11 protein-coding genes and 1 pseudogene are annotated in these 25,021 nt (G+C 49.0%); 8 read left to right on the top strand and 4 right to left on the bottom strand.

Annotated elements, in window-relative coordinates; translation table 11 throughout:
- The first annotated feature begins 1 nt into the window (after position 1).
- From ABLU86_RS15395 to ABLU86_RS15370, 6 genes are all read left to right on the top strand, one after another.
- Positions 2–4,933, top strand: a complete 4,932-nt coding sequence (locus tag ABLU86_RS15395) for a class I SAM-dependent DNA methyltransferase (protein WP_192986728.1) — start codon at positions 2–4, stop codon at positions 4,931–4,933.
- A complete protein-coding gene (locus tag ABLU86_RS15390) occupies positions 4,933–11,274 on the top strand; it encodes a DEAD/DEAH box helicase (RefSeq protein WP_348796221.1) in 6,342 nt (2,113 codons plus the stop codon). The genes ABLU86_RS15395 and ABLU86_RS15390 overlap by 1 nt, the downstream gene beginning before the upstream one ends.
- The gene (locus ABLU86_RS15385) at positions 11,271–13,394 is read left to right on the top strand and encodes an ATP-dependent helicase (RefSeq protein ID WP_023343028.1); all 2,124 of its coding nucleotides are present in this window, start codon (positions 11,271–11,273) and stop codon (positions 13,392–13,394) included. Before ABLU86_RS15390 ends, ABLU86_RS15385 begins: the two co-directional genes overlap by 4 nt.
- 180 nt (positions 13,395–13,574) lie before the next feature.
- On the top strand, positions 13,575–14,957 hold the full coding sequence (locus ABLU86_RS15380) for a hypothetical protein (protein ID WP_031518863.1): 1,383 nt from the start codon (positions 13,575–13,577) through the stop codon (positions 14,955–14,957).
- The gene (locus tag ABLU86_RS15375; protein ID WP_348796222.1) at positions 14,954–16,855 is read left to right on the top strand and encodes a hypothetical protein; all 1,902 of its coding nucleotides are present in this window, start codon (positions 14,954–14,956) and stop codon (positions 16,853–16,855) included. The genes ABLU86_RS15380 and ABLU86_RS15375 overlap by 4 nt, the downstream gene beginning before the upstream one ends.
- Positions 16,845–19,499, top strand: a complete 2,655-nt coding sequence (locus tag ABLU86_RS15370; protein ID WP_058771413.1) for a DEAD/DEAH box helicase family protein — start codon at positions 16,845–16,847, stop codon at positions 19,497–19,499. Before ABLU86_RS15375 ends, ABLU86_RS15370 begins: the two co-directional genes overlap by 11 nt.
- A gap of 422 nt (positions 19,500–19,921) precedes the next feature.
- Here the strand turns inward: ABLU86_RS15370 and ABLU86_RS15365 are convergent.
- The 4 genes and pseudogenes from ABLU86_RS15365 to ABLU86_RS15350 all read right to left on the bottom strand — a co-directional run bounded on the left by ABLU86_RS15365 (position 19,922) and on the right by ABLU86_RS15350 (position 22,146).
- Positions 19,922–20,367: pseudogene (locus tag ABLU86_RS15365) on the bottom strand (inovirus-type Gp2 protein).
- A 167-nt stretch (positions 20,368–20,534) separates the two neighbouring features.
- Entirely contained in the window at positions 20,535–21,158 is a 624-nt protein-coding gene (locus ABLU86_RS15360; protein WP_048328396.1) for a hypothetical protein, read from the bottom strand.
- Positions 21,159–21,253: 95 nt separating this feature from the next.
- The gene (locus tag ABLU86_RS15355) at positions 21,254–21,460 is read right to left on the bottom strand and encodes an AlpA family transcriptional regulator (RefSeq protein WP_072065341.1); all 207 of its coding nucleotides are present in this window, start codon (positions 21,458–21,460) and stop codon (positions 21,254–21,256) included.
- Positions 21,461–21,567: 107 nt separating this feature from the next.
- Positions 21,568–22,146 carry an inovirus-type Gp2 protein gene (locus tag ABLU86_RS15350; RefSeq protein ID WP_048291786.1) on the bottom strand — a complete coding sequence of 193 codons (579 nt, stop codon included), beginning with the start codon at positions 22,144–22,146 and terminating at the stop codon, positions 21,568–21,570.
- Positions 22,147–22,562: 416 nt separating this feature from the next.
- On the opposite strand from ABLU86_RS15350, the gene ABLU86_RS15345 reads away from it, so the two are divergent.
- Complete coding sequence (locus tag ABLU86_RS15345) at positions 22,563–23,480, top strand: hypothetical protein (protein WP_192986734.1); 918 nt, start codon at positions 22,563–22,565, stop codon at positions 23,478–23,480.
- 442 nt (positions 23,481–23,922) lie between these two features.
- Complete coding sequence (locus ABLU86_RS15340) at positions 23,923–24,951, top strand: HNH endonuclease signature motif containing protein (RefSeq protein WP_226840322.1); 1,029 nt, start codon at positions 23,923–23,925, stop codon at positions 24,949–24,951.
- The last annotated feature ends 70 nt before the right edge of the window (positions 24,952–25,021 follow it).

The following is a 25,021-nucleotide window of genomic DNA, read 5'->3' as shown; positions in this document are numbered from 1 at the left end:
TATGGCGCTGGTCGGTATTAATAACGAAAACGAATTTTACTCTAACCACTATTTGGGCGAAGTCTTTACCAGCGATATTCGCGATGTCCTGGAATCCTGGATTGAGCAGGAAAATGCCGCTCGTGAAGCTGAACGCGCTGCCCGTGAACAGGGCAAAGAGGTTGAGGCGGGCTACCGCGCGCCGTGGAACCAGCTTAACAGCCTGGCGACAGAGTTTTTCCGCAAACTCACTGATCATGAAAAACAGCGCCAGATCCCGCAGCGTCTTGCCGATCAGCGCACTCGCTGGCAGCCGCTGTTAAAGGCATTGGGTTATGAACTCAATCCGCACATTCAGATGCTGGATGACGATACGCCTTTGCCGGTACTGGCTCGTTACAACAGTACCGACGGCAGCCCGTGGCTGTGGATTGTTGAAGCACATGATCAGGATGAAGGAACGCTGGATCCGCTGGCGCTGTCGCTGCTGACCGCGCAGTTCCCGGCAGATACCGATAAACATAAGCGCGACAGTCTGCGTAAAAAAGCGAACGGCGAATACCGTAGCTGGCAGGATCTGCTCTCCACGGTGGTCTTCACGCAAAATGAACCGCCGCGTTTTGTACTGCTGCTTGGCAATCGCCAGCTGTTATTGCTGGATCGTACTAAGTGGGCGCAAAACCGTCTGCTGCGTTTTGATTTTGAAGAAATTTTAAGCCGTCGTGAAACGGATACGTTGAAAGCGACGTCGGTGTTGTTACACAAAGACTCGCTGTTACCCGGCAGCGGTGCGCCATATCTCGATTCGCTGGATGACAATTCGCACAAACATGCGTTTGGCGTGTCGGAAGATCTGAAATATGCCCTGCGTGAGAGCATTGAGCTGTTGGGCAATGAAGCGATGCGTTATCTCATCAACAACGAGCTGGCCTATTACACCGGGAAACGAGCTATTAACCCGGATGAGTTGAGCCGCGAATGCCTGCGGTATATGTATCGTCTGTTGTTCCTGTTCTATATCGAAGCGCGCCCGGAGCTGGGCTATGCGCCGATGACCGCCAAAACCTATCTGCAGGGCTACAGTCTGGAAACGCTGCGCGATCTTGAGATGATTCCGCTGACCAGCGAAGAAGATCGTAACGGGCGCTACTTCCACGATAGCCTGAATATGCTGTTCAAGCTGGTACGTGACGGCTATAGCGGAGGCGTGAAAATGCAGAGCGACCTGGAGAGCGGCGACCGGATCACTATTCACAGCCATCAGTTCAGCGTGCCGCGTCTGGAAAGCCATCTGTTTGACGCGAATAACACCCGCATTCTTAACCGCGTGGTGTTTCGCAACGAAACCCTGCAACAAATTATTCAGGCGATGTCGTTAAGCCGCCCGGGTAAAGGACGTTTTAACCGTCGGGGGCGTATATCCTATCGCCAGCTGGGTATTAACCAGTTAGGTGCAGTGTATGAAGCGCTGCTCTCTTATCGAGGTTTCTTTGCCAGTCATGACCTCTACGAGGTGAAAAAAGCTGGAGAAGAGTTTAACGAGCTGGAGACGGGCTATTTCGTCAGCAAAGACGAGATCGGTAAATACCACGACGACGAGAAGGTCTACGAAAAAGACGGCAGCCTGCGTATTCACCGTAAAGGCAGTTTTATCTATCGCATGGCCGGGCGCGACCGCGAAAAATCCGCCTCTTACTACACCCCGGAAGTGTTGACTCGCTCATTAGTCAAATATGCCCTGAAAGAGCTGTTTAAAGAGCAGATTGATCCGATTACCGATCTGCACGCCAAAGCCGACGCAATATTAAACCTCACCGTGTGCGAACCGGCGATGGGCAGCGCAGCGTTCCTTAACGAAGCCATCAACCAGCTGGCGGAAGCTTACCTGTTCCACAAACAGCAGGCGGAAGGTCGCCGCATTCCTCAGGATCGCTACACCCAGGAGCTGCAACGGGTGAAAATGTACATTGCCGACAACAACGTATTCGGCGTGGACTTAAACCCCGTGGCGGTGGAGCTGGCGGAAGTGTCGCTGTGGCTGAACGCCATCAGTGGCGATGCATTTGTACCGTGGTTTGGCTACCAGCTGCACTGCGGCAACTCGCTGGTTGGCGCACGTCGTCAGGTGTTCAACAAGAGCGAGCTGACCTACAAAAAAGCGAAAGATCCGAGCTGGCTTAACAGCGAACCGGCCGAGCTGGCGATGAATATTCCACGCGAAGATAAGCAGATTTTCCACTTCCTGCTCCCGGACAGCGGCATGGCCAACTACAGCGACAAAACCGTTAAGCAGCGCTATCCGGATGATTTCAAAGCGTTGGACAGCTGGCGCAAAGAGTTTACCAAAAGCTTTGCACCGCATGAGATTGTTGATGTGCAGCGCATCAGCGGCAAAGTGGAAGCGCTCTGGAACACATTCCGTCAGCAGCTGAAAGCCGAGCGCCAGAAAACCGCCGACAATTATCCGGTTTGGCCTGCGGAAAATACGACCCAAGCCCGCTCTTCTTTAAGCAGTAAAGATGAAACCTTCAGCGGCCGCCTCGAAGATAACAGTACCTATCAGAAACTGCGCTGGGTGATGGACTACTGGTGTGCGCTATGGTTCTGGCCAATCGACAAAGTGGATGAACTGCCGGATCGCGGTATGTGGCTGATGGAGATGGAGACTCTGCTCGATGGTATTGTCGTCACGGAAAGAGTCACTGAAGTTGCAGAGCAGGCCACCGGCAATCTGTTTGCCGACGAGGATATTGTGCGTGAAGAATCTTCGCTGTTTTCCGGTGCAGGCCGCCTGAAAACTGAAGTACTGTTCCGTCATTTGCCGCGTTTGGCGATTGTTGATGCGCTGAAGAAGCAACATCGTTTCTTCCATTGGGATCTGGAGTTTTGTGATTTGTTTGCCGAACGCGGCGGCTTTGACCTGATGCTCGGAAACCCGCCGTGGCTGAAAGTTGAATGGCAGGAAGCGGGCGTGCTGGGCGACTATGAGCCGGAGTTTGTTCTAGGCCGATTGAGTGCTTCGAAGTTGGCGACATTGCGTCATGAAACCTTCAATCGAATTCCGCTGCTCGAAAATGCTTGGCGCAGCGAGTATGAAGGCTGTGAGGGGATGCAGAACTTCCTGAATGCGCAGCAGAACTACCCTGTACTGCGCGGTGTGCAGACTAATCTGTATAAATGCTTCCTGCCGCAGGCATGGCGCTTAGGGGCGCAGAAAGGTGTGGCAGGTTTCCTGCATCCGGAGGGTATCTATGACGATCCTAAAGGCGGGCAGTTGCGTGCGTCGGTGTATCCGAGGTTGAGGGCGCATTTTCAGTTTGCGAATGCTTATTTATTATTCAATGAAGTACATGATCAAACTCGGTTTGGTATAAATGTTTATGGGCCTTACCAACAAAGTATTAGCTTTGTTTCGATGGCTAATGTGTTTCTTCCTCAAACTATAGATGCATCATTTGCGCACAAAAATTACTCTGAGCAGGTTCCGGGGATTAAGTTTGATAGCGCTCTTGAGGCAGGCTCATCGGTTCTATGGAATAATAATGGCCATAATTCTAGACTTATAAATGTTGGTTCGAAAGAACTTACGTTATTTGCTCGTCTGTATGACAGCGAAGGAACTCCTGCATGGCGGGCTCGTTTACCAGCTTTGCACGCAGAACAGCTTGTTGCTGTGCTGGAAAAGTTTGCTAATCAGCCGAAGAGATTGGGTGATTTACAGGGGCAATATTTATCCCTGGAAATGTGGCATGAAACAAACCAGCAGAAAGACGGCACTATTGAACGTAAGACACAGTTCCCTGAGGATGCATCACAATGGGTATTGTCTGGCCCGCACTTCTTTGTTGGAACACCGTTCTACAAGACGCCACGCCAAAACTGTACGTTAAACAGCGATTATGACTGCCTGGACCTGCTAACATTGCCCGACGATTACCTGCCGCGTACTAACTATATGCCAGCATGTGATGTGCAGGAGTATGCCAAACGTACTCCACGAGTGACTTGGACTGAACCAGGTGAAGACGAGCCGAGGAAGGTGACGGATTATTATCGTTACGTTGCCAGAAAAATGCTGAGCCAGTCTGGTGAAAGAACTCTAATTCCAACGCTTATACCACCTGCAGTAGGGCATATAGACGGTTGTTTCTCGGCGGTTTTCAGCGATGCTCATCGCCTGACATTATTTACAACGGCATCACTGTCCATCGCATTTGATTTTTGGGTTAAAAGTACAGGTAAATCAAACTTTAGAGATGAACTACTAAAACTGATGCCTTTGGTTTGCGAAGCTGAAAGGCAATTAGTCGCACGCGGCTTAACATTGATGGGTGTAGGTACCGCTTATACTAATCTCTGGAAATCTTGTTATAACCCAGATTTCAACACCCAGCGCTGGAGCCGCAATCTCCCGCAACTTCCACAAGATTTCTTCGCCAATCTGACCCCTGAGTGGCAGCGTGATTGCGCCTTACGCTCTGACTACAGTCGCCGTCAGGCGCTGGTGGAAATCGACGTGCTGGTAGCACAGGCGCTGGGTTTAACCCTCGAAGAGCTGCTGACTTTATATCGCGTCCAGTTCCCGGTAATGCGTCAGTACGAAGCCGATACCTGGTACGATCAAAACGGCCGCATTATTTTTACCCCAAGCAAAGGGCTGGTGGGCGTCGGCCTGCCGCGTACCGCGCGTAAAGCGGACCTGAAAAACGGTTTTGTCTTTGATGTCGACAGCCCTGAATGGACCAGCGGCGACTGCACCGATCAAGCCATCGGCTGGGATGATGTCAAGCATCTGCAAACCGGTACCGTTAGCGTCACTTTTGATGACTATACCCGAAGCGACGAAGGCGAGCGCCGAACCGTCACTTGGCAGGCTCCGTTTATCAAACCCGACCGCGAAGATGATTACAAAGTGGCCTGGGCATTTTTTGCACAAGATAAGGAGAGCGCCTGATGCTGCCTTCTGTTGTCAGTCGGCAGGTTGCCGACAGCGTTGCTTCCTTTTTACGGGCAGCCTTCCCGCTTAACAGCCCACTGTTTAATGGTGAAGAAAACAATAACGTCTCGATGCTGGAGCAATTTCTGGCCCAGCCGGAAACGCTGCTGAAAGGGCCGTATCTTTCCGCTCAGCTGCCGTTTCGCAAAAGTGACTTACCGCTGAACTTCTTCCCTAACCTGACGCTGCCGTTCCCACCGCACGCTCATCAGGCACAGGCGTTCCAGCGCCTGGGTATCGAGGTGCCTCTGCCGACGCTGGTGGCGACCGGGACGGGTTCCGGTAAAACGGAATGTTTCATGTTCCCGCTGCTTAACCATTGTGCTGGGGCATCAGAGGCCGGTGTTAAAGCGATCATCATTTATCCAATGAACGCCTTGGCAACCGATCAGGCCAGCCGTTTCGCTAAAACCATCTCCAGCGATCCGCAACTACATGGCAAAGTGACTGTCGGCCTGTTTGTCGGCGACAGTGAAATTGAGCCCAGCAAAAAGATGTCTGCAGATAAAGTCATCACCTGCAAACATACCCTGCGTGAGAACCCGCCGGATATCCTGCTGACCAACTATAAGATGCTGGATTACCTGCTGATGCGCCCCGGCGATCAAAAGCTCTGGCGCTACAACCAGCTAGGGTCGCTACGTTATCTGGTGGTGGATGAACTGCATACGTTTGATGGTGCGCAGGGGTCGGATCTGGCCTGTCTGGTGCGCCGCTTAAAGCATCATATCGGTGTCGATGACAAGCGTTTTGCCTGCGTGGGGACGTCGGCTACCGTAGGTGACGAACTGGGACAACTACTCGATTACGCGAAAACGATCTTTGATCAGCCATTTGGTGATGACGCGGTTATTCGAGAAGATCGCTATACGGCGGCAGAGTATCTGCAAGGTTATACCATCGAGTACAGTCAGTATCCGGGCCAGGAGGCCAGCGCTGTGCTGGATCCGCAAGCGTACGCCAGCCCGGTAGACTATCTGAACGGACAAATTCCGCTGTGGTTCCCGGATAGTTCACTGCAATTACCTGCCGATCTGGACAGCGATCTCGGACGTGAAAAGCGTATTGAGTTGGGCTCATTGTTACGCCGCCACAGCATCCTGCACGTGCTGCTGGAGGATTTGCAGGGCGGTATTTTGTCGGAACAGCAGTGCCTGGAAAATCTCCAGGTGATGCTGGCGGAAAGCGCCGGGCATGCAACCCGCGTGCTGCAAAGCATTCTGGCACTAATTGCCCAGGCACGCCTGGAGGTTCCAGAAAAACAGGAAGATCGGGAAAAGCGCCTACAGGCGAATAAAGCACGTCCCGTTCTGCCCTTTGTGCAACTTCGTTCTCAGCTGTGGTTGCGCGAGATGCGCCGCCTGGTCGCCAGCGTGTCAAAAATACCTGAGCTTGTTTTTGCTGATGATGTCGCGGTGGAAGACCGCGAACATTACCTTCCCGTTATTCACTGTCGTGACTGCCATGCTACCGGTTGGGCGAGCCTGCGCCATGGTCAGAGTGTTCAACTCGAAACCGACCTGGACGGTATTTATCGTCAGTTCTTCGAAAAAGGCCGTTCTATTGTGCTTGCCTTCCCGGATAACAACGATAAACCGGTCAGCGGTGTTCACCAGAAACTGTGCCCTTCCTGTTTAAAGCTCAACAAGCAGACTAACGTACAGTGCGGGCATTGTGGCCATACTGATCTGCTACAAGTACTTATCCCGGATATGCTCAAAGAGCGTAAGGATGAGCTGGAATTTGCTAACGAATGTCCGTACTGCAACAGCAAACAGGGTATTTCGATTCTTGGGTCGCAGGCAGCCAGCTTGTCGGCGGTGATGATCCATCAGCTTTATGGCAGCCAGTTCAACGAACATAAAAAGCTGATTACGTTTTCTGACTCGGTACAGGATGCCGCACACCGCGCCAGTTTCTTTACCGCCCGAACCTGGCCGTTGATGGTACGCGGACAAATCGCCAGCGTGTTGGGTGAAAAAGAAACGTTACCGTTGGATACCTTTGCGGCACGCGTCTGCCGGCAGACGCGTGAGCGTTCACCGGATGATGCTCATTTTGCCGCGAGCTTCATCGCGCCCAACATGCAGTGGATGAACGATTACCAGACGCTGAAGAACGAAGGCCTGCTGGCAGAGAGTTCCGATTTACCGGAGCTGGTTTCTCTTCGTCTCGACTGGGAGGTATACAGCGAATTTACCCTACGCGCACGAATTGGACGTACGCTTGAGGCCACAGGTTACGCAGCTGCAGGAATTGATATTGCGCGTTTCAATTCAGCGATAACGGTGCTTCACCAACAGCTTGTCGAAGAGCTGGGTGATGAAATGGCTGGGGTCAGCGTTGAGCAGGTGGCACACCTGGTGATTGGCGTTCTTTGGCATCAGCGGCAGGCGGGAGCTGTTCTGCATCCGGCGTTCGAAAGTTATCGGCGTGAGGGTAAGACCTTTATGATGACGCAGAAGGAGCGAACTTCACGCTATATGCCGTCTATTGGCCCGAAAACGCGTAAACCGGCCTATGCCTCGTTTGAAAAAATAAATGGCTTCCATCGACTGATTGGTGCGAAATCCAACCCCAGCTGGTATCAGCATTGGATCAACCGAACGCTCAGCAACGGCAATAATCTGTTTATCAGCAGCCTGGCAGAGACGGTTTTACGACGTCTGTTTGCGACACTAAAAATGGCCGGGTTGGTAAAAGACTTTGACACAAAAGGCAAAGAAGCTTGGGGGCTAGTACCTTCAGCGCTGGTAGTGAGCCGAGATGTTGTTCAGCTAAACTGCTCTTGCTGTCGTGAGGTTGTTCGGGCACCGGCCGATCAGGGGTGGCACTGGCGAAACGCGCCATGTCTTTCTCTGCGCTGTGAAGGCCGCTATCAGGAAACTGAAAATACAGTGACCTGGCACTGGGATAATATGGACATCGCTCGTGTTCAGGGGGCAGAGCATACCGGATTACTGAGCCGTGAAGATCGTGAGGCTACGGAACAATCGTTCTACCGCGGTAATCAGCCATGGAATATAAACCTGCTTTCGGCAACACCGACGCTGGAGATGGGTATCGATGTGGGTGACCTTTCTACGGTATTACTCTGTTCTGTTCCACCCGCGCAGGCTAATTACTTACAGCGTATTGGTCGTGCCGGGCGTAAAGACGGCAATGCACTTAACATCACGGTGGCTGAGGGGAACCCGCACGATCAGTTCTTCTTTGAAGAGCCTCTGGAGATGATGCAAGGGCAGGTACAGGCCCCTGGTGTGTTCCTGAACGCAACGGCTATCCTGGAGCGTCAGCTGGCCGCATTCTGCATGGACAACTGGGTGAAAACCGGCGTCCCGGCATCTGCTATCAGCAAAAACGTGAAGCAGATGCTGGACGAGCTGGAGTTTGGACACAAGTCTGGGTTCCCTTATAACTTCCTGCGTTATGTTGAACAACATCATGCGGATATTGCTCAGCAGTTTTCGTCCATCTTCCCGGATCTTACGGAAGACACTCGTCTACAGTTACTGTCATATTTGCAAGGGGCATCAGGGCAGCGTTCTCTGGTTCAACGTATCGAACAAGCATTAAAACTGCTGGTGGAAGATCGCAAATCGTTGCGTTCCCGGATTGATAAACTCAAGCGCAGTATCGACAAGCTGGAGAGCGATCCGCACGATCAAAACTTTGACAGCGATATGCGCGAGTTGACTTCGGAACGTCAGACGCTGATGGCCCTGGTGAACCAGATCAATAACAAGCAAACGCTTAATTTCCTCACCGATGAAGGATTACTTCCCAACTATGCCTTCCCGGAGGCCGGTATTACGCTGCGTTCTGTGCTGTGGCGGCGTAAAGACGGTGGGGAGACGCGTGAGTATCAGAACACGACCTACGAATACGAACGTCCGGCATCAACGGCGCTGGCTGAACTGGCCCCGTTGAATAACTTCTATGCGGGCGGGCATAAAGTTGAAATCGAACAGATTGATCTTAAATTGTCTGAGCCTGAAAACTGGCGTATTTGCAGCCACTGTAACTACAGCGAGAATATCGATCAGACCGGCGATCAGCATAAATACTGCCCTAAATGCGGCACACCAGGTTGGGCTGATGCCGGACAAAAAACGACGTTACTGAAGCTTCGCCAGGTTTATGCCCGCTCAAGCGCCCGGGACAGCCAGATCAGTGATGAGAGCGATAGCCGAGAACCGGCATTCTTCCAGCGACAGCTGCTGGTCAGCTTCGAAAAAGAGGATGTATCGGCCGCTTATGCCATTGATGAAGGAGAAATCCCGTTTGGCTTTGAGTTTTTGAGCAAAGTGACTCTGCGAGATATCAACTTTGGCAAAATGGCGGATGATGCCAATGAACTGATGATCGCAGGAGAGGCAAAGAAACGCACCGGGTTTAAAGTTTGCCTCGGCTGCGGCATGGTGCAGCGCCCTCGCGATCATGAACCTCGTCATGACCTGAGCTGTAAATATCGCGCTGAACCCGAAAAAGCGAAGTTTGAAGATTATCTCTACCTTTATCGCCAACTGGAATCTGAGGCATTGCGTATCCTGCTGCCAGTGACCAGCTACAGCAACGATCGCGTGGTGGAAGCCTCCCTGGGTGCAGCCATTCAGCTTGGGCTTAAACATTACTTCAAAGGTAACGTGGATCATCTGAAAGGCGTGGTGTATCGCGAGCCGGAAAATGAGGGCGAATCCTGGCGTCAGTATCTGGTGATTTACGACACCGTACCAGGGGGGACTGGCTCACTCAAAGAATTGATGCGTACACCTGACAACCTTCTGAAATTACTTGAGCTGGCCTACAAGGCGCTAGTGGAATGCAGCTGCAACCATGATACGCATAAAGACGGCTGCTATCGCTGTGTTTACGCTTACCGTGACCGCGGGCGTATGAAGTATGTATCAAGAGATCAGGCGCGTCTCTTACTGGCGAAAATCCTGAAGGCCAGTGCTTCTATACGCGTTATTGATTCCATCAAAAACATTTCGCTTGATGCCATGATGGGGAGTGAACTGGAAAAACGGTTCATTCACTGCCTGCAGGATAACAAAAATCTTCTCGTGAGCCGGAGTTATGCCCATCAGAATGCAGGCTGGATTATTAATACCCGTACAGAACCGGCGATGAGCTGGCATCTCAAAGCACAGATTGATTTAGGGGTTAAAGAAGGGGTTGGCATCCTTAGCCGACCAGATTATGTGCTCTACCCTCTGATGCAGTCAGAAAAGATAAAACCGGTAGCAATTTTCCTGGATGGTTTTGCTTTTCATAAAGATAGCGTGTCGGATGATGTCCAAAAACGGCAGGCGATTAAAGACAGCGGTAATTTTTGGGTATGGACACTGACCTGGGCTGACCTTCAAGAACAAGGCATTAAACATGTACAGAATGTTATGGGGCTTGGCCATAATCCGGATATGAAACAGCCTAAGTTTTATAACCTGTTCCATGATACAAACTTTGCTACGCTTGAAGGTTCATTCCGGGAGAGAAACAGTTTTGCACTGCTACTCGATTATCTCTCTGATCCCGGTAATAAAACTATGCTATGGCAGAAAATGGCCGCTGCCTTTGCCTGGGTGTGGCTGGATCCTAAAAAGTCGCAGGATACTGGAGCCAAACAAAAGTACGCCTATGAAATGCAGGAGAACGCTCCCGCTTATCGGTTGAATGCACTTTTGCCTGATGAACCTTTTGTATTTGGTGGTTTACTGGATAGCTGTAGTTCATCACAACAGTTCATTGAGCTGGCAGCTGTTGTACCGCAACAAGCCATTAAATCAACGACAAGCATTGAACAAATGCGAAATTGGTTGAGGCTGCATATTTGCTTTGACGATCGTTATTCCCAGGATGATGGCTATGAAGCCGGATTTAACGGTTTCTGGTGGATGGTGAATTTACTGCAGTTCCTGCCAGATATGACATTTACCAGCCGTAAAGCGGTTCATTTACCGCTGGAGGCTGAAACGGTAAAAATGCAGACTTCGGTTGTAGTGGATATTCAGCCTGACGAGAGCTGGGCAGAAATACTTGAGTTTGGCTTATTGGGCGCAGAAGAAATCGCTTTGCTTCAGTCGTTATCACTACCGGCACCGACGGTTGGATATGAATTGCAGGATGACGATGGCGAAATTATTGCAGAAGCCGATCTCGCCTGGCCATTACAAAAGCAAGCCTTGATTATTGATAATCAGGAGTTTACTGCTTTATTCGCAAGTAAGGGTTGGCACGTTGCATTCGGGCCAATTGACGAAAATACATTGCAGCATCTGTCCGGAGGTGACAAATGACGATTCCAACGCCAAAGGTGGCACTTTCTGATGGTTTTCTGGGGGCTTTTGCGCGGATTCCTAAAGCGCAGCAAAAAAAGGTCCAGGAATTCATCTCTAAGTTCCGCCAGGATCCGACGAGTAATGGGCTGAACTACGAAAAGATCCACGATGCACGCAGCAATAATGTGCATTCCGTGCGTATAGACCAAACCTACCGGGGGATCGTCCTGAAACCTGAGCAGGGTGCTCTGTATATGCTGATGTGGGTGGATAAGCACGACGAAGCCTACGACTGGGCGCGGCGACACGAATGTGCGATTCACCCGGTAACCGGTGCGATTCAGGTGATTGATACCAGCTATATCAAACCTACCCCCGAGCCGACTGTTGTCGATAAACCCAAACTCTTTGCTGCGTATACGGCAGAGCAGATCCTCGCGCTGGGTGTTCCTCCTGTGTTTATTGAGCAGGTGATGGCTCTTGTGGATACCACAGGGCTGAATCAGCTGGAAAGCGTGATGCCAGCAGAAGCCTGGGAGCCCCTACACTGGCTGGCAGAAGGTCTGGATTACCAGGAAGTGCTGGAGGAGTTTAACGATCACCGTGATGAGCCTGTTGATACCAACGACTTTATTGAGGCAATTGAGAGAAGTAAACGTCGTTTCCATGTCGTTGAAAATGAACAGGAGCTACTGCAAATGCTCAATGCGCCACTGGAAAAATGGCGTGTATTCCTGCACCCGAGCCAGCGAAAACTGGTGGAGTCTCCGGCAAATGGTCCGGTGCGAGTGTTAGGTGGTGCAGGCACGGGTAAAACAGTTGTTGCGATGCATCGTGCACGTTGGTTATCCCAACGCCTGGCCGATAAACCCGGTAAAAAAGTTCTGTTCACAACCTTCACCCGTAACCTGGCGGCGGATATTCGCGCCAACCTCCAGCGTTTGTGTAGCCGTGAGGAGATGGCGCGTATTGAAGTTGTTAACATTGATGCCTGGATGAGCGAGCAGCTTAAACGCCATGGATATGATTTCCGCGTGGTCTATGATAGCGATGAAGGGCGACGTAAATGCTGGAACTATGCCTTGCAGCAAGTTCCTGCTGAATTGGGATTACCGGATAACTTTTATTCTGAAGAGTGGCAACGTGTTGTTCAGCCGAATGCGGTTTACAGCCGTGAAGAATATCTGAAGGTGAGTCGTATTGGTCGTGGCACGGCGTTATCCCGTATTCAGCGTGCGAAAATCTGGCCTGTGTTCGAAGAGTTCCGGGCACAAATGGCGCGAGCCAAACTGCGAGAGATGGGAGATGCCATGCATGAGGCTATCATTCTGTTTAAAGAAAAACAGGTGCAATTGCCTTATAGCAGTATCGTAGTCGATGAAGCTCAGGATATAGGCGCACCGGCCTTTACCCTTATTCGTAGCCTGGTTCCAGAGTCTCCTAACGATCTCTTTATCGTGGGTGATGGACATCAGCGTATTTACCGCAATAAAGTCGTTCTAGGTCAGTGTGGGATTAACGTTCGTGGGCGCCGTAGTAAAAAACTGAAAATTAACTACCGGACTACAGAAGAGACGCGACAGTTTGCTGTCGGGTTGTTAACCGGCGTTAAGGTTGACAACCTGGATGGTGAAACTGATGCCAGCAACGATTATTTATCATTGCTTCATGGTGAAAAACCCATGATCACTCATGCTTCAGATTTTAAAGAAGAGGCTGCGACGATTATCAAGCAAATTCAGGCGTTGTTAGCCAATGATGTCCGTTCCCAGGATATCTGCATTACCGCTCGTACGAAGCATGCTTACGAGCGTTATGCTTCTGCTCTGAATGATGCTGGAATCGAGACCTATAATTTAGGTCAGGATAGTGGTGATAGTGATCAACGCCCTGGTGTGCGTATGGCAACGATGCACCGCATTAAGGGGTTGGAGTTCCAGTATGTGTTTCTTGCGGGCATCAACGATGGTGTTGTGCCGGAAGTCAAAGCAATTGCATCTGATGACCCTGTAGAACAGCGCGATGCATTATTTAATGAACGAGCGTTGCTCCATGTGGCTGCAACGCGCGCGGTAAAAGGATTGTTTGTTTCGTCTTACGGTAAACCTAGTTTTTTACTGGAGCCTGAAAGCGAGTAATCCAGCCAGATAACCAGAAGCTACAGCTTCTGGTTATCTGCATTTTAGCACTCATCAATATCGGCCACTGATTTGCTGATTTGGTAAGTGCCAGGAAAGAAAGTGGAACATGGAAGGGCTTTCGCAGTGCACTGATTGCGTGTTGTTAGCCCTGTGGGCATAAGCGACTGACGCAACGAAATGTACATCGAGAAATTTCTGACTGAATACGATGACTCGCTAACGGGTGAGTTGAATGTGGATCCGCTTGGGCAATTAGTCATCTGGTCGTCCTGGGGGCAGGACATCTTTCATAGCCGTATTACTTCTATCGCAAATGATGTACGGCAATATACGCTGAATCTGCTGCATCACAGCGTATTGCGCCAGATACTGGTCGATGAAAAGCTGCAAACTTCAGGCGTGATGAAAGGTCTGTATCCCAAAAAGCAATTACATGAGTTTAGAGTTGCCTGTCTGATCCATTTGGAAAATATTTATATCTACTCCATGCTGGCGGCTGAAAAAAGAGGTGTCACTCTCACTGGTGTGCAGGGTATTAATAAAGCCAGATCTAAATGGAACGCTGCAAATAAAAATCCTCAGATATTTTTTGGTCATGAGAAAAGTAGTGAGTTACTGACTAATCAGATCGCTCTTGGTACCAATGGGCGCTATAAATCGCCAATGATGAAAATGCATTTTTTCTCTACTGATTATCGCTATGATCTGCCGGAAAGCAAGCCAGTGTGGCAGGCAGCAGAGGCATTTATTCGGAATGTACCAGAGCTGAAAAAATTACATGCAGCGGCATTGACTTACATGCAATTGAAAATGCAGGCCTCACATAAGCGCGACCTCAACCCATTTTTCGAAGATATTCCTGTCGGCCTAAAAAAGGCGTATGTAAAGGCATTCCGCGACCCGAAAATGGTCGGGGATTATTCGCGAATATTCTGGCTACAAAGAACGGGGTTAGATAAATATGCAGCGGGTGCTATTTATCGGGTACTCAAGCAGGAACGTTTGGACGAGTTAGAGCTTACAGATGCTGAAGTTTTCAAACGTGCCATGCATCAGGCGAAAAGTATGCCTGAAATGAATGAAAGTGACCTCAGGGCGTTACAACATATCAGTCAGGCGGAGCCATTTTTATCCCTGATCGACCTGATGTTTTCAGGCTTACGCCGACAGAGTAGTCAGACTTTGGCAGAATTTCGTCAATTCTGGCAGTCGCGCGGTCTTACGGAACTTGATCTGCCACAAAAGGCGGCTCAGCTTCTGGAAAATGATGTGCTCCTTTCCTCGCTTTCCGGTACGCCCGCCAGACGTTTTCAGCAACTATTAGCACTGGCCTGTATGCCGTCGCTGGAAGATCAGGTTCGAGGCTTGCTGGATTATCATCACAAGATAATGGAGTCAAGGGGGCAGTTCCCGTGGCTCCTGCTTGAAGGTGATGATATTTTGCTGCAGGTACCACCATGTTCGCTACGCGAAGATCGTCAGAATAGCGACTGGGTAAACCGTTATTATCTACCACAGTTCAGACATTTGCTGAACGGTTTATGGGGGCATTCTGCATGAAGCTGTTAGATGTCTTCAAAAAGCAAATTGCTGATATGGGTATGTTGAAACGTGTCTGGCTCACCACCTTTAATCTGGATATCTCTTTTGTTGAAACGTGGGTACTTCCTGCTGTGTTGGGTATGGACCCGCCCGTTAGTCGTATGGATTACGAAGGTCTGCAGCGTGCGCTGAATGAGAGTGGTATTGATTTCCGCATCTACTGCGATCCGCGCATGTTTGCGAAAGAAAAGCCGAAACGTACCTCCATTGCGGTATATCCGGTGTCGGTGCGTAAGCTGGCTCAAAGCGAAGAGTCTTATCTGGATAAAGAGCGCGGGCTGTTTCACCCAAAAGTATTTTATCTCGAAGATCACTACAGAAAGATTATTGTGGGTGCGGGCAGTGCCAACCTTACGCTTAGTGGGTGGGGGCGAAATCAAGAAACTGTGGATTTTCGTTGTGTTGCAAGTAATGCCCAATACCAGCAGGTAAAACGATTTTTTACCACAATTGATAACAGTCTGAATGATGAAGAATTTTTCCCAACCCGTCGCAAGTTTCTCGGTGATGATCCTGATTGGTCATTTATTCACAGTCTGGCTGGTTGCACACTGCTAGATGCATTAAAAAACGGCGGTGAGATTCATACACTCAGTGTTTGGTCGCCTTATCTTGCTGAGGATTTAGCAGGGTTTATCGACAATATTGGGCATGAAGTGCTCGTAGAACTGGTTCCGGATTTGGTTGAGGGACGTTATATCCGCACTCGATGGAGTGACAGTATTCAGGCAATGATTACAAATAAAAAGCTTACCGTGTATCGCTCTCCAGTGCCCAAGGACGATAGGGCATTGATGACCCATGCCAAGCTCTGGCTGGCGAAAAGCAATACCGGTACGCAACTTGCCGTGGGGTCCTGGAATTTCACCAACCCGGGTTGCAGCAGCTTACCTGAGGCAAACTGGAATGTAGAAGCGGGAATTGTGCATCCGGTCTCTCGTAACATCACGATTTGCGGCAAAGAATGGGGTGATGTTAATGAAGAGAATTTCGCCAGTGAAGCATTGTTGGAGGAAGAGGCGCTGGAGCCTGATGAACTTCAACCTTTCGATCTGAGCGTTATTTTTGACTGGACTCGATGTGAGTATCAGATTTCCGGGCAATGGTTCGGTGGTAAGCCTGCGTCAGGTTATCAACTGATATTGCCCGGTATCAACGGGGCAAATGAATTGGTATGGAAAGCTACCGGTATAGGTCTGAAATCGCCCCGGCAATTGACGGTATTAAAAAGCAATGCCGTATTGGATAACCCTTTTTATACCCTTCGTAGAACTGGAATAACCGACTGGCAGGGCATGATCGTTGAAAGCGGTATTGAACACCGGCGTGCGTTGAGCTTTAAGTCGCTAGATGACTTACTTAACAGCTATCTGAATTCAGTGGATCCCGCATTGAGTGATCGCCTTATGCTGCGCTGTGCTGGCGCGCAGGATGAAGAGCAAAGTGAGGGGATGGCGCAAGCCATGAATTTAGATGCCACTAGCTATTTCCGCCTCTTTCAGGCTATCCAACAACGGCGCAACTGGCTAGCAGACGCGGACGATGGCACTCAGCTGTATCGTCGTTTGTTCAGTGAACCAGGTTGCTTACAGGAATTGGCTGAAATAGCCAGGGAGCGTATAAATCAACCGACTCAGCTAGTATTTAACTGGTTTCTGGCCCAAGAAGTTAACACTCTGGCCGCTCTGGCAAGAAAGCGTGTTAAAAGCATACGTCACAAACAAGGGGCTGAAGCCATATCTGTGGCTGTGCACTTGTGGGAGTCTCTACAGGTTGCAATTCCCCCCCTAACTAGCGATGCCACTAGCCTACGTTATCTCGCTGCTATCATGGAAGACTGTAGTTATGGCGAATAAGTTAAAACAGATCATTACCCCGGTTGAGGTTTCAGCCGTGATGAATTTCGATGCAACTGATACGCACTGGCAGTATCAATCCGGTGCTTCCAGCATGGCGGCGAAGCAGGCAGAGGGGGTGGCTGGGTTGTGGAATTTGCTGAATAAACAACGACTGGCACTCCTTGCTGATGAAGTCGGCATGGGGAAAACTTATCAGGCGATGGGAGTAATGTTGTTGTTATGGCAGGCAAAACCTGATGCACGCATTCTGGTTATGGCACCTAACAGGACGCTCTGTGATAACTGGGAGAGAGAATTTAGCATTTTCACAGAGATACACTATCGGGCTGAACATAATGCCTTTACCACTTTAGAGGGTAAGACAAAATATGCCCCACAAATTTATGGCAGACTGGCGGAGCTGGCGGCCGCTGTGGAAAAAAAATCTCACCATTTTTACCTTACTACTATCCATTCACTAAGCGGTCTGGTCCCTCCAGATGAAAAAAAAGATGCTTTAAATGCTGCCGCGTCTTATGGCGTGTTATATCGTCAGCAGATTAAGCAAGCTCTTGGAAAAGGAGGGTTTGACTTAATTATAATCGATGAGGCTCATTACTTTCGTAACCGAAGCGGATCACAGCGTGCCGCCGCCGCTCAGGCCTTCTTTGGTGATGCGCAGGACCGGCTGGGGAGCAATGTACTGTTGTTGACGGCAACTCCAAATCACTCAGCATCGCGAAATGTTTATGACATATTTAGCTACTTCAGTGACATGCCAAAACGTTATGCAGAGGATGATGTCCGTGCGCTGATGAATGATTTTGCCATCCGCCGACTGCGCAAAATGCAGGGCAGAGAGAGCAGCCACAGCAAATATGAATATCGTCATGAGCGCGCTAGCATTTCCAGTTTTACTAATAAGATGGATGCTGAGTTGTTTTTTGCTCTATATCAGAAACAACTCGTGGTTCAACTGGACAAAGAGAAAAAGGCAGGTGGCGGCAGGCGCATGCTATATGGCTATCTTGAAGGGTTTGAATCAACGGGCAGTACCGCAAGTGAGCGGGATAATAGTAGTGATGAAGAGGGGCAAATCCATAATGACTTCAACCACGCGCCGGATTCTGCTCTGCTCAATAGCTTGACCCGGCAGTTTCACGATATCTATAACCGCTTTCCAGATCATCCCAAATACGACACTCTGGTAGAGGCCTGCTTTACCAGTGATCCGTTCAAGCAGTCTCAGCCGCTACATTGTAGTAAGCATTTGGTTTTTGTTCGTCGAATACCATCTGTACGCGAAATTACTCAGCGCATCAACGCACGTTATGATGAAATAATGGCTGAGCGATTGATGAATGTCTGGCAGCTACCTGCAAAGGCGCTGGCAGAATGGCGAGAGTCGGGTTGGTCCCGAGATATTTTTGTTAAGCTTTTATCGGAAAAATCCAATGAAAAGTCCGATTTTGATGAGCATATGCTGGAGGACGGGGAGACAGATGAGCCTGAAACGGATAACGAGCTAAAGCTTTCAAGTAAAATTGCCGAGCTATTTGTTATGAAGAAAACGGGCCTGCGCAGTACCGACTGCGCCAACGTTAGTTTGCGTTTCCGTCGCCCTGAAAGCCTCTTTTCATTATTTCTTGAGCCTGCATTGGATGGTACGACCGGGACCTATCATTATCATTACCGCAAAGAGTCTGGTGAACGTCAACGTGACAGCTATGGTGATGCCGCGAGAGATGCCCGGCTGCAGCAGTCGACAACAGCTCAGAAAATCAAATATATCACTGCTTTGCCCACTGCCTGGGGATTGATGTTTCATGAGCTGCCGCAGCCAGCAAAAGAGCAATTGATTAAGTGGCGTGACCAGCCTAACGGTATGGCAATTATTGAGAACTTTGCCAACTATCTTCGCACGGGTTACCTGTTTGCCAGCCCTGTGATCATTGAGCTCTATTGCTGGTTTACAGAGTTCAACCGTCGACCTCAAACAGGTGAGGTCCAGCAGCGATATCAGCATTTTGTAGAATGGGTCACCCCAAAATTGAATGGATCACTGATGCTACGTTATTTTGTGGCTGCCATTGAAACTTTCGAAACGCTATGTGTGAAAATTGTTGGCCAGAAACTAGATAATACTCAATATACTTGGCGCGAGTTCACTAGCTTGAGTAGTCCAAGTTGGTATGCCAGCGGGCAGTCAAAAAATCGCGAACGTTTAATTCGTGGATTTAATTCACCTTTCTTCCCTAATGTGCTGGTAGCAACCTCTGTGTTGCAGGAAGGCGTGAATCTTCATCTTCAATGCAATCAAGTTCATCATTATGGCATCGCCTGGACTCCTGGTGATAACGAGCAGAGGAATGGACGGGTTGATCGCCTCTTTGGTCGAATCAATACAATGCTTCAAGTCCAGGGGGCGGCTGAGATGATTATCAATTATCCCTACCTTGCAGGTACCTTCGACCAGGATCAGTTGGCATCATTTATACGCCATAAACACAGTGTTGAAGAGAAGTTAGATAGTTGCGAGCTGGAGGATTTTGACAGCGAAATTGATATTCAGGAGGATCCTCAAGGTTGGCAAAAATGGCTACGGCATCCTTGTAAGGATAAAGATAAAGAAGATCCTTACCCAGCCAAGTTTGATCAGTAGTGTTTATCATTTATGCGGTAATAATATATCAGGTGGTTACGAGCAGTTTTTTGCAGGAAACTATTTTAAATAGAAACTGGGGTCACAACACCACAGGTCAGGCAGTATTTTTTTCCATCGCAATCATTTTTACATAAAACGCAGTGCCAGAAAAAACAGTGGTGCAGACACTAGTTCTGCCAGCATAAATCTCAGTTTTCTTTGTCGGCAATTATCCTGACCCTGAGGGGGCCAGAGCGTTATCGTCAAAAGCAATCAAGGAGTTGGCAAAAATAGTATTGGTTCCTACCAGACAATTCGCAGGTCTAACCGTCCCAGCAGGACTGACAGACACCGTGCGGTTGGATGGTTTAAAGGTGTTATGAGGGTGGGAGTAGTGTGGTTCTCACACGATGAGATGCTGGCGTAAAAAATTGCCTTACTTAGAAGACATTCTTACGTGGCCGTCTGCTTGAAGGTCGTTCGGGGACCTCATTGCAACCGAACAGTAACAGCCCATATTTCTGCTGGGTTTTGGTCATATACACCAGTACAAACCGGCTTGCTGTGCCCAGGGATAGGTATTCTGAGTTTTACTACCATCCAGCCAGAACACGACATGAGCATGGTAGTGGTGGTCTTCTGTCCATTCGATAACCCAGAAGAAACCGACCACCGCTTCGAGTTGCATCATACGGTTCATCAGCTTTCGGATATCTCATTCGAGTTGCCGATGATCCCGCAGGAAAAACTTAGCGGTATGATCCTGGTAAAACAGATCTGTTCGGAGTGCCAGCAGGCAGGAATAGCGCTCTATCAGTTTGTCGATATGGTTGTTCAGAAGTGACTGTCGAAACCAGTCTGGCTCCCATCGTTGTTTGTTTTGCATAGGATGAATTTCTTTAGTGCTGGCGAGGGCCAGTCAATGGAATGCACCTGGCCTTAAGGAAGAGCCATGGCTGGGGTAACCGCATGGATCAAGAGGATGGTTGTAAAAAGGGATTGCCTATTAATTATATTAATTAACCTAAATTAATTTTCACTCCCCAATAACCCTCAAATCCCTTGCATGACTATGGATGAAGCCTGATTCAGTGGCTCCGCTGTCGTCCGCCATGCAAAGCAGACATACTCGTCCATCAGACTGGTCAGCGCAGGGTTTTCAGCCTGCCGGTCATTGATCCAGATATCCATCTCCTTGTCTTTTTTGAACCTGAGGTTGTCGGTCCAGTCATCAAGGCAATTACCCAGCATCAAATCGTACCAGCACAGCCAGACCAGCTTCAGACGCAGCTCGCTACCGCCGAACTGGCGGAACAGACTGATGAGCTTATTTGCCAGAGGGCGTTGTTTTAAACGCACGCACTCAGACAGCAAAACCCCCTCCAGCATTGGATGGTGAGCCAGCAGATGCTCCTGGGTAAATAAACTGACACTCAGGTCATCATTAACAGTCAGTGGGGCTGCTGCTCTGCCATAAATAATCCGGTGCAGGCACTGGGGGACAATAGCAATAACCTCTTCCTCTCCCGGAAACTTAAGGCTGCCAATCGTCAGGGTATGATGGTGGTAGATATTCTGGTGACACATACCCGATCTGACCGTCAGTTTCGTAAAATCAGTCAACCAGACCTGATAATATTTATAAAGTTCTTCGTAACGTGGTTTGTAATCTTTCATTGTTCATATTCCTTCTGGCTTTAATGACAGACAGCAGAAAACCTCCGAACGAGTCGGATAGTTATTTTCTTGCCGGGGGTTAGGTCAGAGTGGTGTTATTTATGGGACTGGTTAATGCGTTCCTGAAGCCAGTTTTCTACTTCGCTCTTTAACCAGCGAGAACTGCGCCCCAGTTTGACTGGTTTGGGGAAGTCACCATCTTTAATCAGCTTATAGAACCATTTATCCGTAAGTCCCGTTAGCTTCGTGAGGAACCGCATATCCACCAGTTGGTCATCAAGCAAAGAAATTTGTTCTGTCATAATGCTGTCTTCCATTGTGGGATTATTCTGAGCTGGTGGTTGATTGCTCGTTACTACCAGCCCTTCCACATCAATGGATTGATACGTAAAAAAGTGCAGAACGTAAGTTACAACGTGCGAGGACGCCCCAGTCCACTGGGGGGCGGTACCTCACTGGCTCCGTAGTGATAGTGACCGTGCTTTTGCTCTTCTTTGGCGAGATAGCTGATAATGTAGCGCAGGTTATCAATGGCTTCGGTATCATCGTAGTTCACCGGTCTATCAATACTGACTTCATAAGAGGGTTTGTATTCGCAGCGGTTGTAATAGCCTTCTCGTCGCGTTATTTCCCGCCATATTGTTCCTACTCTCTCAGCTATTGGGTAGGTAGCTTGGTTAAGGTGCCTGTCGAGATAGAACACGATATGGGCATGGCAGCCGTGGTCTACAGAATTCTCTAGTACCCAGAAATACCCAGCCAGATTTGTGTGCTGCATGGTGCGTTCAACCAGCATGCGTACCTCTCGCTCGGTTTCATACCATGAATGACGTTTATAACGCTCTGTACCTTTCTGATAGAACAGGTCGAGTCTGAGTGCCTGTATTCGGGAGTATCGGTTCAGTAGCTGATTCAGGTGGTCATTGAGTAGAGACAGTAGAAACCAGTTCATCGTGTATCTGGAATTGAAAGGGTAAGGTGTGTGCATTGATTTATCCTTTGTCAGGTGGAGTACAAAGGATTGGGATGAGATGTAATTTTTAAGAGAAGCGGAGATATGGCAGATACAGGGAACTGTGTATCCAGGGGATGACAGGCAGGGTTAATGATTGGGGGAAGGCGTTGTGAACAGGGTGGTATAGAAACAGGAAGTGCCCCTTAATTATACTAAAAACCCAAATGTTCATATCTGCTGTTGAACGATTCTAATGAGGTGAAAAGAGGAGATTCGTAGAGTAAAAACCACAGGAATAACGCAGTAATAAGTCAGAGTATTATCACAATAAAATCAGCAGGATATCAGTTAAAAATCAGTCATTCTTCAGGTCTGTGACTAGACTCCACCACACAAAAAGGTACTCATGCTAATCTGTTTTTGGGAGTCAGAAGCAGAGGGAAGAGACGATGTTGCATTACGATATGATCCGCAGCGAGATAATGTACCTAAAAGCGCTGGATAGTTTTTTCAATACAGATCACTCGTTACTGTGCAGTACTTATGATACGCCGGATGATTTTCGACGTTTGATCTCTCAGATACTTGAACGACATTTTCTTGGCGATCAGGACAGAATCAAAGCTGCGCGGAAAACACTTAAAGAATGGGCCGACCTGCAACTGATTGATAAAGATTATTTTGATTGTTTCAAAGGTTCACCAAGAGCATCGTGGTTTGCTCACCATTATATTTTCGAATACCCAGTAAAATCTGCAGGGTTGACACTTGGTGGATTGGGGAATGACGTCGGTTGTTCAGGTGGTTTTAATTCTCTTTTAATGAACGATAATATCCTCACAGAGCTTGATTTCTCTAAATTTAATTTCGACCTGGACGATATTGATTGGGACCTGATAACAAATCCACAGGCTACTGCTTCGAAAAAACCGAAACGTGTTTTCTCCCGATTTTATCTGAACGCGGGAGCAAGTACCGATCTGTACAACCCCACTCCGGTAACTGAGCGTGAACTCATCAATGGTGTGATGAGGTACATTGATGAAGCTACATGCTCACTTGGAGATAAGATCTCTTATTTCAGAAAACTGCATGAGCGTTGGCTTGAGCAATATGATTTTTTTCTGACAGATTTTGACTGGATGTCACGAGATGATGAAACTCAGTTAGTATATCTCTGGGACTATCTCAAAGGAAAAGGACGAATAGCGGGCTATCTTCGCCCTTATAATACGTCTATGCGTTATGACATGATTATTGCGGCTATAGATGTGTGGAACGTCCAACCTGAAGAGAAGTTGGAGTTTATTGAGAAGATGAAACATGCCTGGCAAGCATCAAAATCTTATCGACGATCTGCTAAATAGCGTTGTGACCCCAATGGTTTTTTCGTCTGATTTCTCAATGTAGTGATGAATCTGAGTAGACCCTGGGTCCTCTATCTATCTCCCTCTTTGTCCCGTTACGTACAGAGCACATACTTGTGAACGATTACCATAGCGAGGTTGAACGATTGCCAGGTTATTGGCGCGTCTATCTCAGGTACCAAGCGAACAACCTGCTGGATCTGAAGGTCAGCAATGAGCGAGTAGCGGAAGCTCGCAATTGTTATTACCGCGTAGGATGCATTACTAACGTTGCTATGTGTTAACGAACGGGGAGCGGGTCAAGCTAATCGTAAATGCAGGTCGAACCGATTTCAAATGCAGGTCACTACATTTATGCTTACGGCAATTGTTGACAGAAATAAGTTGGCAAGGTCGATCTCGAAGGGGTGGACTGGAAAAAAGCTGGTTGAGGTGGATTAAAATGGCTATGGAAGTTCACGGGTTTATTATTTCGTCTCCGTTCGTGTTCGTCTGCGATGGTAAGGTTTATCGCAGCCAATCGGGGAAAAACTGGACGGTCATATTTAGCCGTTACGGTACGCAAGCCTGGGGGAATGATACCTATGCTTCCCAGCGCGTTGACCGTGCTTGCCCGCCAAATCGTAACGAAGAAGTTCGTTTGGCTTTCCGTGGCGCAGTTATGCGCCACTTCAAGCTGAACTACACCCAAATTGAGGCATTCTTCCAGCGTCAGATCGACGAGGACAAGCAAATCCTGGTCGAAGGAAATTCGGTTAAACGCCATGTGGGTGGCCGCAGCAGCTACAGCACAGGCAGTAGCAGCACGACGTTATCTGCTCCCGCGCCCGCTCCAGTCAAAAAGGAATCCCCCCATCCAGCGCTTAAACATGGTTGTCCAGCAAGTCGTTTGGAAGAATTCCTAGCCTGGGAAAAAGCGCACCTTGGGATTTTGAATCGTGTCAAAATGCCCCAGCGCGTTGCCATGTTCCTGGGAACCTGGGAAGAACCGAATGCGGTCAAACCTGAACCCGTGGTGGCCGAAGAACCCCAGGCTGAAGAACCTCGAGCCGAACGGTCGCTGGCTGAAGAACGCGAACATAAAGAAGATGTACCCTTCTATGGCCGTCGCCGTCGTGATCAGGGGAAATTCCGTGAAGATGTGATGCTTAACTGCGGTGGCCGTTGCGTCTACACGAATGCCATTGCGGTACGCTGCGAAGCCGCACACCTTAAAGCCCACGCTCGCAAAGGTGGCGCGAGCTTTAAAAACGGTCTGCTGCTGCGCGCTGATATCCACAAGCTCTTTGACGCGGGACTATGTGCCATCGATCCGCACACGCTTAAACTCTGGTTCGCGCCAGACCTGGTAAAAAAAGACGCAGATCTCGCGGCCATTGATGGGGTAACGATGCGCAAAACGCTGCTCCCTATCAACAAAGACAACATCGAAGACCGCTGGGATGCCTTCGTTAAGATCTTGCTGGCATGATTAACTGGTCATAAATGTCCGCTCCTGGCACATAGCGGTCGGCTCGTTACAGAGCTAAATAAAAGATTAG

This window comes from Klebsiella sp. JN_Kp121 (genome assembly GCF_040062145.1).
Lineage (GTDB): Bacteria > Pseudomonadota > Gammaproteobacteria > Enterobacterales > Enterobacteriaceae > Klebsiella > Klebsiella aerogenes.
The sequence above is the reverse complement of the archived record's forward strand: the minus strand, read 5'-3'. Positions and strand labels throughout refer to the sequence as shown.